Annotated in this window: 11 protein-coding genes; 5 read left to right on the top strand and 6 right to left on the bottom strand. The window is 71.4% G+C overall.

Annotation, left to right across the window (positions count from 1 at the left end; genetic code table 11):
• Positions 1–487: 487 nt before the first annotated feature.
• Positions 488–2,212 (bottom strand): BCCT family transporter, encoded by a 1,725-nt coding sequence (locus C1701_RS03805; RefSeq protein WP_051313969.1) that lies wholly within the window; start codon positions 2,210–2,212, stop codon positions 488–490.
• 458 nt (positions 2,213–2,670) lie between these two features.
• Here C1701_RS03805 and C1701_RS03800 point away from each other — a divergent pair, with 458 nt between their 5' ends.
• A complete protein-coding gene (locus C1701_RS03800) occupies positions 2,671–3,240 on the top strand; it encodes an adenine phosphoribosyltransferase (protein ID WP_030105792.1) in 570 nt (189 codons plus the stop codon).
• A gap of 40 nt (positions 3,241–3,280) precedes the next feature.
• Here C1701_RS03800 and C1701_RS03795 read toward each other — a convergent pair whose 3' ends face one another.
• Together C1701_RS03795 and C1701_RS03790 are read right to left on the bottom strand one after the other, a co-directional pair.
• Positions 3,281–3,718, bottom strand: a complete 438-nt coding sequence (locus tag C1701_RS03795) for an SRPBCC family protein (RefSeq protein ID WP_026418953.1) — start codon at positions 3,716–3,718, stop codon at positions 3,281–3,283.
• A 72-nt stretch (positions 3,719–3,790) separates the two neighbouring features.
• A complete protein-coding gene (locus tag C1701_RS03790) occupies positions 3,791–4,255 on the bottom strand; it encodes a hotdog fold thioesterase (protein WP_026418952.1) in 465 nt (154 codons plus the stop codon).
• A 62-nt stretch (positions 4,256–4,317) separates the two neighbouring features.
• Between C1701_RS03790 and polA the strand changes: the two genes are divergently transcribed.
• Together polA and C1701_RS03780 are read left to right on the top strand one after the other, a co-directional pair.
• Entirely contained in the window at positions 4,318–7,071 is a 2,754-nt protein-coding gene (gene polA, locus C1701_RS03785; protein WP_051313967.1) for a DNA polymerase I, read from the top strand.
• Positions 7,072–7,117: 46 nt separating this feature from the next.
• On the top strand, positions 7,118–7,474 hold the full coding sequence (locus C1701_RS03780) for a VOC family protein (protein ID WP_030105787.1): 357 nt from the start codon (positions 7,118–7,120) through the stop codon (positions 7,472–7,474).
• Positions 7,475–8,343: 869 nt separating this feature from the next.
• Here C1701_RS03780 and C1701_RS03775 read toward each other — a convergent pair.
• From C1701_RS03775 to C1701_RS03765, 3 genes are all read right to left on the bottom strand, one after another.
• Positions 8,344–9,405, bottom strand: coding sequence for a YncE family protein (locus C1701_RS03775; protein ID WP_026418948.1), 1,062 nt, complete (start codon positions 9,403–9,405; stop codon positions 8,344–8,346).
• Positions 9,406–9,931: 526 nt separating this feature from the next.
• Complete coding sequence (locus C1701_RS03770) at positions 9,932–10,876, bottom strand: GNAT family N-acetyltransferase (protein ID WP_026418947.1); 945 nt, start codon at positions 10,874–10,876, stop codon at positions 9,932–9,934.
• 70 nt (positions 10,877–10,946) lie between these two features.
• Entirely contained in the window at positions 10,947–11,834 is an 888-nt protein-coding gene (locus tag C1701_RS03765; protein WP_103055550.1) for a class I SAM-dependent methyltransferase, read from the bottom strand.
• A 287-nt stretch (positions 11,835–12,121) separates the two neighbouring features.
• On the opposite strand from C1701_RS03765, the gene rpsA reads away from it, so the two are divergent.
• A complete protein-coding gene (gene rpsA, locus C1701_RS03760) occupies positions 12,122–13,591 on the top strand; it encodes a 30S ribosomal protein S1 (RefSeq protein ID WP_026418945.1) in 1,470 nt (489 codons plus the stop codon).
• Between the two features lie 105 nt (positions 13,592–13,696).
• Positions 13,697–14,914, top strand: coding sequence for a dephospho-CoA kinase (gene coaE, locus C1701_RS03755; protein WP_026418944.1), 1,218 nt, complete (start codon positions 13,697–13,699; stop codon positions 14,912–14,914).
• The last annotated feature ends 15 nt before the right edge of the window (positions 14,915–14,929 follow it).

The following is a 14,929-nucleotide window of genomic DNA, read 5'->3' as shown; positions in this document are numbered from 1 at the left end:
GGACGACGCGGGAACATGCTACTGAGAGTCGGGAACGCGCTGATCGGTTCCCGCAACCGAGGGGAGATGACCCGTCCAGGGGAGCGAGGCGGCGACTGATCTCGCGGTGGTCGTTGGTTGTCGTCACCCGTGGGGAACCACGGGTGGGCCCGCCGAGCGCTGGTACCCGTCGGGAGCACGCCCTTCCGGAATCGTCGCCGGTCCGGCGGTCGACGATCAGCCGGAATGCGAGGCGGTGCCGACTCCTGGTCCTCCGGTGCCCGTCCGCGGTCCACGAAGGATTCCGCGGCGCCGGCAATTCCTGGCCCGTGGCGGGAACTTCGACCGGAAGTGATGGGGAAGGGGCCCGGAATCGTCGTGGAGACGGCGGATCCCGTTCCTCCCCGGCCCACCAGCCGGGCTCCACCCGGGTACGGGCCTACCTCAACCCCGGAACGGGCCGGCCCCCGGGTGGGGACCGACCCGTTCGTCGACCGGAGCGGTGGGACTACGCCTTGCCGCTGGCCGGCTTGGGCTCGGTCGAGGAGGCGGAGGCGCCCTCGTCGGAGCGGTCCGGCTCCTCGATGTAGCCGTCCTCGATCAGCGTCTGCGAGATGTGCTCGGTGAGCTCCTCGCGCTGCCGCTTGCGCCGGGCCCGCAGCCAGGACTCGCGTTCCTCGTGGAACTGGCGCCAGGTCGCCACGCACATCCCGATCATGATGATGCTGAAGGGGAACGCGATGACGATCGCCGTGGTCTGCAACGCGGCGAGCCCGCTGTCTCCGCCCACCACCAGCAGCGCGATGGCGACCAGGCCCTCCACCACCGACCAGAACACCCGGCTCCAGGTCGGCGGCTCCGGGTTGCCACCCGAGGTCAGCATGTCGACCACGAGGGAGCCGGAGTCGGAGGAAGTCACGAAGAACAGCACGATCAGCACGATCGCGAAGACGGACACGATCATGCCGCCGGGCAGGTCACCGAGAACCCCGAACAGCGCGCCCTCGGTGTTCACGGCCCCGTCGACGACCAGGCCCCCCTCACCGAACAGTTCGCGGTAGAGGCCGGTGCCGCCGAAGATGGTGAACCACAGGAAGGTGATGACCGTGGGCACCAGCAGGACGCCGGCGACGAACTCGCGGACGGTGCGGCCCCGGGAGATGCGGGCGATGAAGATGCCGACGAAGGGTGCCCAGGAGATCCACCAGCCCCAGTAGAAGGTGGCCCAGGCCGCCTGCCAGGCCGCGCCCTCCTCACCCTGCATGGCGCTGACGTCGAAGCTCATCTGGAGCAGGTTCTGCAGGTACAGGCCGATGGACTGGACGAACTCCCGCAGCAGGAACAGCGTCGGGCCGGCGATCAGCACGAACAGCATGAGGATGGCGGCCATGCTCATGTTGATGTTCGACAGCCACTTGACGCCCTTCTTGACACCGCTGACCACCGAGAAGATGGCCATCGCGGTGATCCCGCCGATCAGCAGGATCAGCGCTGGCGTGCTGTCCGCCACCCCGTCGATGCCGACGAAGTCCAGTCCGGCGGCGACCTGGAGCACACCGAAGCCGAGCGAGGTCGCGACGCCGAACAGGGTGCCGACCACGGCGACGACGTCGATCACGTCGCCCCAGCGCCCCTTGACCCTGTCGCCAAGCAGCGGCTCCAGCGCCCAGCGGATCGACACCGGGCGGCCCTTGCGGTGCACCGCGTAGGCGATGGCCAGACCCACCACGACGTAGATCGCCCAGGGGTGCAGACCCCAGTGCAGGAACGTCTGCACCAGCGACTGCTGGCCGACCTGCTCGGGCGTGCCCTCCACACCGGGTTTGGGCGACGCGAAGTGGTTCAGCGGTTCGGCGACGCCCCAGAACACCAGCCCGATGCCCATGCCGGCCGCGAAGAGCATCGCGAGCCAGGAGGCGAGGCTGAACTCGGGCTCCTCGTCGTCCTTGCCCAGCTTGATGTCCCCGAAGTGGCCGATACCGACCCAGAGGGAGAAGACCACGAAGCCGGAGACGAGCGCGACGTAGTACCAGCCGAAGCCGTCCACGATGCTGCCCTGGACCGTGCCGATGATCTCCTCCGCCTGGGACGGGAAGATCACCGTCAGGGCCACGAAGGCCAGGATGATGGCGGCCGAGGGGTAGAAGACGCGCGGGGCGATGTGCCCCTTGCCTGTCTTCCCGCCGGGCTCGATCTTCTGGTCCGTTGGTGGCGAATCTGCTGAGGTGGCCACGAGTGGGCGCCTCCCAATGGTTGGCTGCTCAGTGTCCAGGGCCTTCCCGAACACGCGGAGAAACAACATAGTGCAGTCGTCGAGTGCCGCACGAGGTCACATCGTCGTGAAGTGATCCGAATGCTATCTACGCGTGGTAGCCGGAAAAACACCCACGGCATTACCGCTTCGTTATGCCCCTATCCGCAAAGCGTTATCCGCTGGGCGAATCCTCGGCGCGTACGAGACCGCACAACCCGAGCCGCCCGCCCACTGTTCCCGGATGCGGCCCGAATCACGCGAAATTCCACACCCGGGGTATTCGTTCCGGCGCGCAGCGTGACAATTCTGGTTGTCCGGGTCACAATGCGAGGTGGCTCGCTCACCCGTTTTCCGCGCCGGGCGGTCCCACCCGTGCGCCGGGCGGATCAGCTCGTGCGCCGGCCGGGTGACCCGTCGGGTACCTTCGCGCTGTGTCCATGCTGCCCGCCGAACCCACTCCGCCGCCGACCGGGTCCGACCTCGCGGCCCGCGTCGAGCGGAGCCTGCGCGAGTACCCCGACTTCCCCCAGCCCGGCGTCCTGTTCCGGGACCTCGGGGGGCTCTACGCGGACCCGGGCCTCTTCCGGGACGTCGTCGACGAGTTCGGGACGACCTTCGGCGGGGACGTCGACCTCGTCCTCGGGCTGGAGGCACGGGGCTTCGTCCTCGGAGCGGCGCTGGCCAACAGCTTGGGCATACCCCTGGTGCTGGCCCGCAAGCCCGGCAGGTTGCCCGGCGACGTCCACCGCGCCGGGTACTCGCTCGAGTACGGCGAGAACGTGCTGGAGATCCAGCGGGACGCCGTCGTCGGTGGGCACCGCGTACTGGTCGTCGACGATGTCCTCGCCACCGGGGGCACCCTCGCCGCAGCGGCCCGGCTCGTCACCGAGGCGGGCGGGACGGTCGCGGGCATGGGCGTGATCGTGGGTCTCGACGGGCTCGGCGGTGAGCAGGTGCTGCGCGAGCACCGCCTGCGGCTGCTGTGCACGGTGCCGGCGGGCGCCTGACCGGCGCGTCCACCGGCACCGCGCTGGGACGGCGACCTCGTCAGGCGGTCATCACGGCCTCCAGTCGACGCAGGCTCGCCTTGATCGCCCGCAGGTTCCGCTGGGGGATGCGGGCGAACTCCAACGCCTTCGGGGCGCGGGAGGTGGACCAGTCGAACGTCTCGGTCACGTCCGTCGTGCCGTCACCGTTGTCCCGTAGCTCCCAACGCCACCGGTGGCCCCCGGCGTGCCGCCAGGCGATCAGTTCGTTCTCCCGGAACTCCACCACCGTGTTGGTGATGCGGTACGAGAGCCCCAGGCGCATGGACATCCCGAAGGTGCTGCCCAGGGAGAGCCGCTCCGGCCCGCCGGAGCGGGCCGAGAGCACGGTGCCCGAGCCGTCGACCAGGGCGTGCCGCCCGGGGTCGGCGAGCAGGTTGAAGATCCGTTCCGGCTTCGCCGAGATCGTCCTGGTCAGCGAGATCCGTTGTTCCGCCACAGGTCCTCCCCTGTCGGTCTGGTCGTTCGCGGGTGCTCGTCGGTGCGGGCCGGGACGCCCCAGCCGGGCCGGTCAGGCCGGCCGGTCCCGGAGCACGCAGGTCAGTCGGGCGGTGCAGCTGCGCCGGCCGGCCTCGTCCCGGACGATGATCTCGTAGGTGGCGGTCGTCCGGCCCCGGTGCACCGGGGTCGCCACCCCGGTGACCGTTCCCTCGGTCACCGCGCGGTGGTGGGTGCAGGAGAGCTCCAGGCCCACGGCGAGCCGGGTCGGACCGGCGTACAGGGACGCCGCGACGGAGCCGAGGGTCTCCGCGAGCACCGCGTTGGCCCCGCCGTGCAGCAGGCCGAACGGCTGCCGGTTGCCGGCCACCGGCATGGTGGCCTCCACCGACTCCTCCTCCCACCGGGTGATGTGGATCCCCATTCGGTCGATCAGCTGCTCGTCGGGGAACGCCAGCGGAGGCAGGCCCGCGGCGGCTCCGTCCCGCGCCAACGACGAGCTTTCCTGGTGCGGACGGGACTGCGTACTGCGCTCCACCGGGGCCTCCTGGGCGAGACGTCGCACAAAGGTGTCGTCTTGGCACCCTAGACTCGGCGGCCGTGCCTGTGACTGACGGTGCCAGCCAGCACCCGAACCAACTGCTCCTGCTCGACGGCCACTCCCTGGCCTACCGCGCGTTCTACGCCCTGCCCGCGGAGAACTTCCGGACGGGTGCCGGGCAGACCACCAACGCGGTCTACGGCTTCACGTCGATGTTGATCAACCTGCTGCGGGACGAGCAGCCGACCCACCTCGCGGTGGCCTTCGACGTCTCCAGGAAGACCTTCCGAACCGAGAGCTTCCCCGAGTACAAGGCGAACCGGTCCGCGACGCCCGACGACTTCAAGGGCCAGGTCGACCTGATCAAGCAGGTGCTCGAGGCCCTGGGCATCGTCACCCTCGCCGTCGAGGGGTACGAGGCGGACGACATCATCGCCACCCTGACCACCCAGGCGACGGCCGAAGGGGTCCGGGTGCTGATCTGCACCGGCGACCGGGACGCCCTGCAACTGGTCAACGACGAGGTCACGGTGCTCTACCCCAAGCGCGGGGTGTCGGAACTGACCCGCTTCACCCCCGAGGCGGTGGAGGAGAAGTACGGCCTGCGGCCCGCCCAGTACCCGGACTTCGCGGCTCTCCGGGGCGATCCCTCCGACAACCTCCCCGGCATCCCCGGGGTGGGGGAGAAGACGGCGACGAAGTGGATCAGGGAGTTCGGCTCCCTCGCCGCCCTCGTCGACCGGGTCGACGAGGTGAAGGGCAAGGCTGGCGACAACCTGCGGGAGCGGGTGGCCACCGTGCTGCTCAACCGGCAGCTCACCGAGCTCGCCAGGGACGTCGACCTCGGTGTCGAACCTGACGACCTCGCGATGCGCCCCTGGGACAGGGACGCTGTGCACCGCCTCTTCGACGACCTCGAGTTCCGCGTCCTCCGCGACCGCCTGTTCAACACCCTGTCCAGCGCCGAGCCAGAGGCCGACGAGGGGTTCGAGGTCCGGGGCGGCCGGCTCCAGCCGGGAGCGGTCCGCGACTGGCTCGCGGAGCACACCTCCCCTGGGGACCGGGTGGGCCTCGCCGTACGCGGCTCCTGGGCGAGGGGGGCCGGAGACGTGGAGGGCCTCGCCGTGGCCACCGGCACCGGCGAGGGCGCCTACCTGGTCACCGAGGACCTCACCGAGGACGACGAACGGGCGCTCGCGGACTGGCTCGCGGACGCGTCGCGCCCCAAGGCGATGCACGACGCCAAGGGAGCGCTGCACGGCCTCCGGGGACGTGGCTGGACCCTCGAGGGCCTGACCAGCGACACGGCCCTCGCCGCCTACCTGGTCCGCCCCGGGCAACGGTCCTTCGAGCTCAGCGATCTCGTCCTCCGGCACCTCGGCCGCGAACTCCGCAGGGAGGAACCCGAGACGGGAGCCCAGCTCTCCCTCCTCGGCGACCCGGACGAGGAGGAGGGAGCCGTGGCTCGGGACACCATCGTCATCGCCAGGGCCACCGGTGAGCTCGCCGACGCCCTTGACGCGGTGCTGCGGTGGGGATCAGCCGCGGAGGGGACGGGTCCGGCCGGGGGAGGTCCCGTCCGGGACGGGGTGTCCCTGCTCGGTGAGCTCGAACTCCCGCTGCTCGCGGTGCTCGCCGAGCTGGAGTCCGCCGGCATCGCCGTCGACGCCGACCGGCTCGCCGGCCTGGAGGCCGACTTCGCCGCGAAGGTGCGGCAGGCGGCGCGGGACGCCTACGGTGAGATCGGCAAGGAGATCAACCTCGGCTCGCCCAAGCAGCTCCAGGTCGTCCTGTTCGACGAACTGGGGATGCCCAAGACCAAGCGCACGAAGACGGGCTACACGACCGACGCCGAGGCGCTCCAGAACCTGCACGCCACCACCGGCCACCCGTTCCTGGCGCACCTGCTGGCCCACCGCGACGCCACCCGTCTGCGCACCACGGTCGAGGGCCTGATCAAGGCGATCGCGGACGACGGGCGGATCCACACCACCTTCAACCAGACGATCGCCGCGACCGGCCGCCTCTCGTCCACCGAGCCCAACCTCCAGAACATCCCCATCCGCAGCGAGGAGGGGCGGCGCATCCGGGAGGCGTTCGTCGTCGGCTCCGGCTTCCAGGAGTTGATGACCGCCGACTACAGCCAGATCGAGATGCGCATCATGGCGCACCTCTCCGGTGACGAGGGTCTCCTCACGGCGTTCCGCGAGGGTGAGGACCTGCACACCTACGTCGCCTCCCGAGCCTTCGACGTCGCTCCGACCGAGGTGAGCGCCGAGTTGCGCCGGCGGGTCAAGGCGATGTCCTACGGACTCGCCTACGGGCTCTCGGTGTACGGTCTGGCTCAGCAACTGCGCATCTCGGCCGACGAGGCCAAGGCTCAGATGGAGGCGTACTTCGCGCGGTTCGGCGCGGTCAGGGACTACCTCCAGGCCGTCGTCGAGCGGGCGAGGAAGGACGGCTACACCGAGACCGTGCTGGGTCGCCGCCGCTACCTGCCGGATCTGACGAGCGACAACCGCCAGCGCCGGGAGATGGCGGAGCGGATGGCGCTCAACGCTCCCATCCAGGGCAGCGCGGCCGACATCATCAAGGTCGCGATGCTCGGCGTCCACCGCGCGCTCGTCGCCGCCGGACTCCGGTCGAGGATGCTGCTACAGGTGCACGACGAACTCGTGCTCGAGATCGCCGAGGGCGAGCGGGAAGCGGTGGAGGAACTGGTCCGGGCCGAGATGGGCAGTGCGTACCAACTGGACGTGCCGCTGGAGGTCTCGGTCGGCGTGGGCGCCTCCTGGGACGCCGCGGCACACTGACCGGGAGGTCACGTTGTTCAAGGTGGAGCGGTTCGATCACATAGTGATGACCGTCAACGACATGGACCGGACGGTCGCGTTCTACCGCGACGTGCTCGGCATGCAACCGGTCACCTACGCGGAGGGGCGCCAGGGCCTGGCGTTCGGGGTGCAGCGGATCAACCTGCACCCCGCCTCGCAGGAGATCGGGCCGTCCGCGACCTACCCGTTGCCCGGTTCGGTGGACCTCTGCCTCATCACCACCACCCCCATCGCCGAGGTGAAGGACCACCTGTGGGCCTGTGACGTGCGGATCGAGGAGGGGCCGGTCTCGCGGCAGGGCGCGCTCGGCCCGATGATCTCGCTGTACTTCCGCGATCCGGACGGCAACCTCGTCGAGGTCGCGAGGTACGAGGAGCTCTGAGCCGGGGTGGGGACCGGCCGGGTGCGGTCGATCCCCACCCGGTGCGGCGCGAGGCGGTGCCGGAGGAGCGAGCGGGTGGCGGGAACCGCCCGGTCGCGGGGGACGGGGCCGGGCTGGCGAGCGCGTCCGGCGTCGGGACCCCGCGATGGCCGTGGGCTGGCGCCATCACGGAGGTGCCCCGACCACCCTCGGGCGCTCCCGTGCGCTGCCGCCGGGGGCGACGCCCCGTGCCCGACGGGCCAGGCCCTACCGCCGACCCGGTCGGTGGCGTCGACCGCCCCCTGGGGCGTCCCTGGGCGGCGTGGCCGGGGGCGTTCGCGCAGGCGTGGCCCCCTCACCCGGGCGCGACGGCGGTGCCGCCGCTGTCCTCGAGCGGGGCGCGGCTCCGCCGGTGGGACGTGGTTCGCCAACGCCTCCGCCGTACCGGCCCTCCGTGGAGGCCGGTGGCGGGGGAGCCAGGCCGGACGAGGATCCGCCGTGCCGGCGGGACGAGCCACCCCCGTGACCGGGTCGGGGCCGGGTGCCCGGGCGCTGACCCGCCCCCAGCCACCGGCGTGGAGCGACCGGGGGTGTCGTCGGTCCGGTGTTCCCACCCCGGGTTCACCGCGGTGGCGGGGTCGGGCGTCCCCGCCACGCGCCGCCCCGGTCGCCGGACACGGCTCCGGGGCGCTCGCGGCTGGCCTGGCACGCGCCAGCGCGCCCGAACCGCGCCGGGCGGCGGGAGGACCGCCACGCGCCCGCCGCCGGGTGGTCGGTGCCGGCGGCCGTCGATGGCCGTCGGTGGCCGACTCCCTTCGGCGCGGGCGGCGGACCGGGCCGGCCCGTGACGACCGGCCCGGCGGGTTGGGCCGAGCCCCTGGGCGGCTCTCTCAGCGGCGGCTTCCGCCGACGAGCAGGACGGAGCCGTCCGGCTCCGTGCCGCAGTCGAACTCGCCGATCACGGTGTTCGTGGTCAGGTCGATGGTGCTCACCGTGCTCGTCTCGAACTGCGGGATCAGGGCGATGTCCTCGTCGGGGTGGAGGATCGCCGACGCGGGGATGCCCCGCATCGTGATCGACGCGATGTGCCGGTAGTCCCGGGTGTACAGGTGGACCTGGTTGTTCTGGATGTCCGTGATCAGCAGCCGGTTCTTCCTGATCGCGTACACCCGCAGCGGGTCCCCGTCGATGGGGAAGGACCGGCGCAGCCGCATCGAGGCGGTGTCGAACTCCAGCACCGCCGGGGTCTGCCGGGCACCCACGTAGAGGGTGCGCTCGTCCTCGCTGAGCGAGCAGCCCTCCGGCAGCGCCCCGGCACCCACCACCCGGGGCCCGACGGAGGCGACCCACGGGCGGACCACGGAGACCGAGTTCGATTCCAGGCCGGTGGCGAAGGCGCGCTCGCCGTCGCGGGTCACCGCGACCATGTGGGTCTTGCGGCCCCCGGTCGGCAGGACGGCGGCCGGGCGGGTGTCGGTGAGCGGGTCGTCGAAGACCAGCAGGGTGTTCGTGCCCTCGCTCAACACGAAGAGCCGGTCCTGGCGGTCGACGGCCAGTCCGTGGATGCGGTTGTGGGATCCCGTGCTGATGGTGCGCACGAGGCGGCGCCGTTGGAGGTCGACGACGAGGACGGAGTTCCCGCCCTGGCCCTCGTCGCCGGACATCCGCACCCCGTAGTGGCCGATGAAGGCGTAACGCTTGCGCCGGTCGGAGACCATCTCGTGCGGGTAGTCGGGCAGCCCGATCGTCGTCTGGCGCTCGCCGCTCGCGGTGTCGAAGAAGCTCAGCTGGTGGCTGCCCTTCTCGACCAGGGCGAGGATGTCGCCGGTGCGTCCACTGCCCGGTCGGGGGCGGTGGCCCCCGGCGAGCGCGCTCCCCGCGCCGGCCAGCCCCAGGCCGCCGGCCACTCCGCCCGCCGCCACGAGCTTGAGCATCGAACGTCTGTCCACCATCTCGTCTCCTCCTCGACCGAGGTACCACCACCCGACCCGCGGGGGGAGGTTCGCCCCCGCAGGTTGCTTGCGCAATCAACTGTGGAGTGAACAGGGGCGCGAAGTGAGCAGTCAATGGCTGGCTACCCCGATCGGCGGGGTGTTCGGCGGCCGAATGTCACATCGGGAATGCGACCGACGACGCAACGGTGACTGGGCTGGCCGGGTCAGGGGCGGGGAGCGGCCCCGGGTGACGGCCCCCGGCCCGGTCGCGCCGCGCCCTCGGCCAGCCGCCTCGGCGGTTCCGCCGGCGGTGGCGGTGGGCGCCAGTGGACGCGAGGTGGGGGGTCGCGTCGCAGGTCACGCTGGGTGTGCGCCGTCGGGGGTCGTGCCGGGCGCGGGATGCGCGGGCTGGCGGGGTAGACGACTGGGGGGCCGCTGTTCCGTGGTCTCCACCGCTGGTCAACTCGATCCGGGGGAAACGTCACTCTCGTGAGATAACCATGTGGTAACTATTATTGTCCGATTTCGGAGTGACGCTGTGTCATCACGGGCCGTGACGCAGTCCGGTGGCGGGACGGGATTCCCAGATGGTCCAGAGCGGCCGGTAGCCCTGTCGTGGCCAGAACACCGAGCTGAGCGGGTTGGGCGGGTTGTAGTACAGGTAGGTGGCCCGCGCCCCCGCCGTGTCGAACTCCTCGTGCGCCCGGGCCATCAACAGCTGACCCACGCCCAGCCCTCGGGCTCCGGAGGCCACCGACACGCAGTTGACGTACCCGAGGAGGCCGGTGGGGAGGCGGGTCGACCCCGGGCTGCCCTCCGCCACGGGGCTCCACGCGCCCTCGGCGAGGCCGATCACCAGTCCGTCCACCTCCGCCAGCCAGACGGGGTGGTCCCCCGCCAGTCTCGTCCGCAGGGTCTCCGCCTTCAGGTCACGGGCGTCCGGGCGCAGGACGGTCCCGCCGACCAGCGCGGAGTACTCCAACTCCGCCATCGCCAGGTCCAGGACCTCCGTCAGGTCCGAGGGCCCGCCCCGGCGCACCCGGACCCGGTCGTCGACCGGTGCCGGCCGGGACGGGGCGGCGGTGGTCCTGATCGCGAGCACGCTCAGCGGCACGAAGCCGTGGTCGAGCAGCACCCGCGTCGCCTCGGCGTCCCGGCTGGGCCAGATCACCTCGACCGCCGAGTCCGGTTCGGCCGCCAGCCCGTCCACCAGTACCGGGCGGGCCGCGGCGAGGAGTTCGGCCAGTCCCTCCGCCCCCACCGAGCCGAGCAGGGGCGTCAGCTCGCGGCAGTACCGGGCCGACCACAGGCTGGACACGGTGCCGGGAGGGTGGTGGTGGAAGGCGACCACGCCCCCGACCACCCTGCCGTCGGGCAGGGCGGCGACCACCGGTTCTCCCACGGGCGCGACCCGCTGGGCCGGGATCACGGGGTCCAGTCGGGCGAAGCGCGCCGACTGCTCGGCGAGGAGGTTGCGGGTGGTGGTCATCGCTCGTTCCTGTCGCGGCTCGGGGGTGGCACCGGCCCAGCGTGGCAGCCCGTCCCGACGGCGCCGACCGTCAGCCGTCCGCCTTCTCCGCGCGGAAGATGGCGGTGCCCGGGAACAGCCGACCGCGCAGCGGGCTCCACTGCCCCCACACCCGGTCGTGCCCCGCCGGCCACTCCGGCTCCACCAGGTCGACGAGCCGAAGCCCCGCACCGACCAGGGCGCGGACGTGGTCGCCGATCGTCCGGTGGTACTCCACGTAGGTCGGCACCCCGTCCTCGTCGACCTCGACGTAGGGCGTCCGGTCGAAGTACGACTGGCGGACCGTCAGGCCCGCGGGGCCGGGATCGTCCGGGAAGATCCACCGCATCGGGTGAGTCACGGCGAAGACCCACCGTCCGCCGGGCCGGAGGACCCGGGCAACCTCGGAGGTCAACCGGTCGAGGTCGGAGACGAACGGGACCGCGCCGAACGCCGAGCACGCGAGGTCGAAGCTCTCCGAGGCGAACGGGAGCGCGTCCGCGCTCGCCAGCACCAGGGGGACGTCGACGCCGGACTCGGCGGCGCCCAGCGCGGCGTGTCGCAACATGCCGGCGGAGAGGTCCATGGCGACCGGGTGGGCGCCCCGCGTCCGAAGCCAGCGGGAGCAGCTCGCGGACCCGCAGCCGACCTCCAGGACGCTGGCTCCTCGCACCTCGCCGAGGAGTCCGAGGTCGCCTTCGGTGACGCCCTCCGGGGCCCACCGGAACTCGGTCAGCCCGAGGAAGTCGCCGTGTTCGCGCTGGTAGTCGTCGGCGTCGGCGTCCCACCACGCGCGGCTGGCGGCGCGGGCGGCGGCCGGCCCGGGTGTGGTGCGGGACACCCCGCTGGTGCCGAGGGTGCCCTCCGCCTGCCGGAACCTCGGGTCGCCGGTCGTCCCGGGTGCTGGCGACCCCGCACCCGGCTGGGGACTGTTCGTCACTCGTCCACCGACCCGTCTACCTGCGTTGATCAACTTCTTCGGATCGCATCCGGGTTTGCCCAGGGATCACCTGGGCGCGTACGATACCTCCGCGTTGTCAGACTGTTCCGCACCCGTCAGGGCCGCGAGTCGCGTGGACGCCGGAGTGGATCCGGGCCCGCGGGGGTCGTGCCACCGATCGGTGGCGAGCTACCGGCCCGTCGCGCGGAGGCCTACGATGGCGTCCAGAGCAGACAAGTGAAGCAAGTCGCCCGCTACCTCGAATCCATACCGGAGCCACCTACCTAATGTCCACCGACACCACCACTGTCCCGGCTGCCAACTCGTCGAAGCAGCAGGTTGCCGTCAACGATATCGGGACGGAGGAGGACTTCCTCGCGGCCATCGACGAAACCATCAAGTACTTCAACGATGGCGACATCGTTGAAGGCACCATCGTCAAGGTCGATCGTGACGAGGTGCTGCTCGACATCGGCTACAAGACCGAAGGCGTCATTCCTTCGCGCGAGCTGTCGATCAAGCACGACGTCGATCCGGCCGAGGTGGTCACCGTCGGTGACCACGTCGAGGCCCTTGTCCTCCAGAAGGAGGACAAAGAAGGTCGGCTGATCCTGTCCAAGAAGCGCGCCCAGTACGAGCGCGCCTGGGGCACCATCGAGGCGCTCAAGGAGAAGGACGAGCCGGTCAAGGGCACCGTCATCGAGGTCGTCAAGGGCGGCCTGATCCTCGACATCGGCCTCCGGGGCTTCCTCCCCGCCTCCCTCGTCGAGATGCGCCGCGTCCGGGACCTCCAGCCCTACGTCAGCCGCGAGCTCGAGGCGAAGATCATCGAGCTGGACAAGAACCGCAACAACGTGGTCCTGTCCCGGCGCGCCTGGCTGGAGCAGACCCAGTCCGAGGTGCGGAGCGAGTTCCTCAACCAGCTCCAGAAGGGGCAGGTCCGCAAGGGCGTCGTCTCCTCGATCGTCAACTTCGGTGCCTTCGTCGACCTCGGCGGGGTGGACGGTCTGGTGCACGTCTCCGAGCTCTCCTGGAAGCACATCGACCACCCGAGCGAGGTCGTCGAGGTGGGCCAGGAGGTCACCGTCGAGGTGCTCGACGTGGACATGGAGCGCGAGCGCGTGTCGCTGTCGCTCAAGGCCACCCAGGAAGACCCGTGGCGCCAGTTCGCCAGGACGCACGCCATCGGCCAGATCGTGCCCGGCAAGGTCACCAAGCTGGTCCCCTTCGGCGCGTTCGTCCGGGTGGACGAGGGCATCGAGGGTCTGGTCCACATCTCGGAGCTGGCCGAGCGCCACGTCGAGGTGCCGGAGCAGGTCGTGCAGGTCGGCAACGAGGTCATGGTCAAGGTCATCGACATCGACCTCGAGCGTCGCCGCATCTCGCTGTCGCTGAAGCAGGCCAACGAGGGCTTCACTCCCGAGATGGAGTTCGACCCGACCCAGTACGGCATGGCCGCCGAGTACGACAACGAGGGCAACTACATCTACCCCGAGGGCTTCGACCCGGAGACCCAGGAGTGGATGGAGGGCTACGACTCGCAGCGCGAGGAGTGGGAGGGCCAGTACGCCGAGGCCCAGCGCCGCTACGAGCAGCACAAGAAGCAGGTCACCAAGGCTGCCGAGGAGGGCGTGGACGTGGAGCCGGTCGGCGACCAGAGCTACTCGTCCGACACCCCGCGTACCGACTCCAGCGGTTCGCTCGCCAGCGACGAGCAGCTCGCCGCCCTGCGGGAGAAGCTGTCCGGCGGCGCGTGAGCGCGATCAGCCCGGATCTTTGATCCGCGCTGAGTGAGCCAGTACGGTCGTCAGAGCCCGCACCTCCCGAGGTGCGGGCTCTGACGCGTTTCGGGAGGGGTCGCTGTGCTGCGTATCGGACTGACCGGGGGCATCGGTGCGGGGAAGTCCACCGTCGCGCGGCGGCTGGCCGAGCACGGGGCCGTCGTGGTCGACGCGGACGAACTGGCCAGGCGGGTGGTGGCGCCCGGTAGCGAGGGGCTGCGGGAGGTCGTCGCCGCGTTCGGCGTCGGGGTGCTGACCCCGGAGGGGGCCCTGGACCGCCCGGAGGTGGCGCGGCGTGTCTTCTCGGACGAGGCGGAGCGGGCCCGCTTGAACTCGATCCTGCACCCCCGGGTGGCGGAGTTGGCCGCCGCGGCGTTCGAGGCCGCTCCCCCGGACGCGGTCGTCGTCCACGACATCCCGCTCCTGGTCGAGAAGGGGATGAGTTCCCAGTACCACCTGGCGGTGGTGGTGATGGCCCCCGAGCGGGTCCGGGTGGATCGGTTGCGTCGGACCCGGGGGATGACCGAGTCCGAGGCCCGGGGTCGCATCGGCAGCCAGGCGACGGACGAGGACCGTCGGGCGGCGGCGGACGTCCTGCTGGACAACACGGCGTCCCGGCGGGTGTTGCTGGCCGAGGTGGACGCCCTGTGGCGTGACCGCCTGGTCCCCTTCGAGCGCAACGTGCGACTGGTCCGCTCGGGTCGGGACGCCACCGCCCCGGTGCTGGTCGACCACGACCCGGACTGGGCGGCGCAGGCCGCGCGGATCGTCGAGCGGGTGCGCCGCGTGGCCGGGCCCGACGCGCTGCGCGTCGACCACGTCGGTTCCACCTCCGTTCCCCACCTGCCGGCGAAGGACGTCCTCGACCTCCAGCTGACGGTGGCGGACCTCGCGACGGCGGACGCCCTGGCCGCCCCGCTCGCCGCTGCCGGGTTCCCGCGTTTCGAGGGCATCGACTCCGACGCCCCGCAGCCGTGGGACCCGGACCCGGACCAGTGGCGCAAGCGCGTGCACACCTCGGCGGACCCGGGACGCGCGGTGAACCTGCACGTGCGGGTCGTCGGGACCGAGGGGTGGCGGTACGCGCTGCTGTTCCCGGCATGGTTGCGGGCGGATGAGGCGGCGCGGGCGGACTACGCCAGCCTCAAGCGCGCGACGGCCGAGAGGTTCGGCCGAGACCGCGACGCGGCGGCGTACACGGCCGGCAAGGAGCCCTGGTTCACGGAACGGTTGCCAGCGGCCGACCGGTGGGCCGCGCGGGTGGGGTGGCGGGCCGGGGACGAGACCGGCCGGACCTAGTCGGGGGACCAGGCG

This window comes from Actinoalloteichus sp. AHMU CJ021 (assembly GCF_002895405.1).
In the GTDB taxonomy this organism is placed as follows: domain Bacteria; phylum Actinomycetota; class Actinomycetes; order Mycobacteriales; family Pseudonocardiaceae; genus Actinoalloteichus_B; species Actinoalloteichus_B caeruleus.
The sequence above is the reverse complement of the archived record's forward strand: the minus strand, read 5'-3'. Positions and strand labels throughout refer to the sequence as shown.

Excerpts from the sequence above, each read along its gene's own strand:
- C1701_RS03800 (WP_030105792.1), top strand. The coding sequence starts at position 2,671 with ATGCTGCCCGCCGAACCCACTCCGCCGCCGACCGGGTCCGACCTCGCG.
- C1701_RS03780 (WP_030105787.1), top strand. The coding sequence starts at position 7,118 with ATGACCGTCAACGACATGGACCGGACGGTCGCGTTCTACCGCGACGTG.
- C1701_RS03775 (WP_026418948.1), bottom strand. The coding sequence starts at position 9,405 with ATGGTGGACAGACGTTCGATGCTCAAGCTCGTGGCGGCGGGCGGAGTG.
- C1701_RS03770 (WP_026418947.1), bottom strand. The coding sequence starts at position 10,876 with ATGACCACCACCCGCAACCTCCTCGCCGAGCAGTCGGCGCGCTTCGCC.
- rpsA (WP_026418945.1), top strand. The coding sequence starts at position 12,122 with ATGTCCACCGACACCACCACTGTCCCGGCTGCCAACTCGTCGAAGCAG.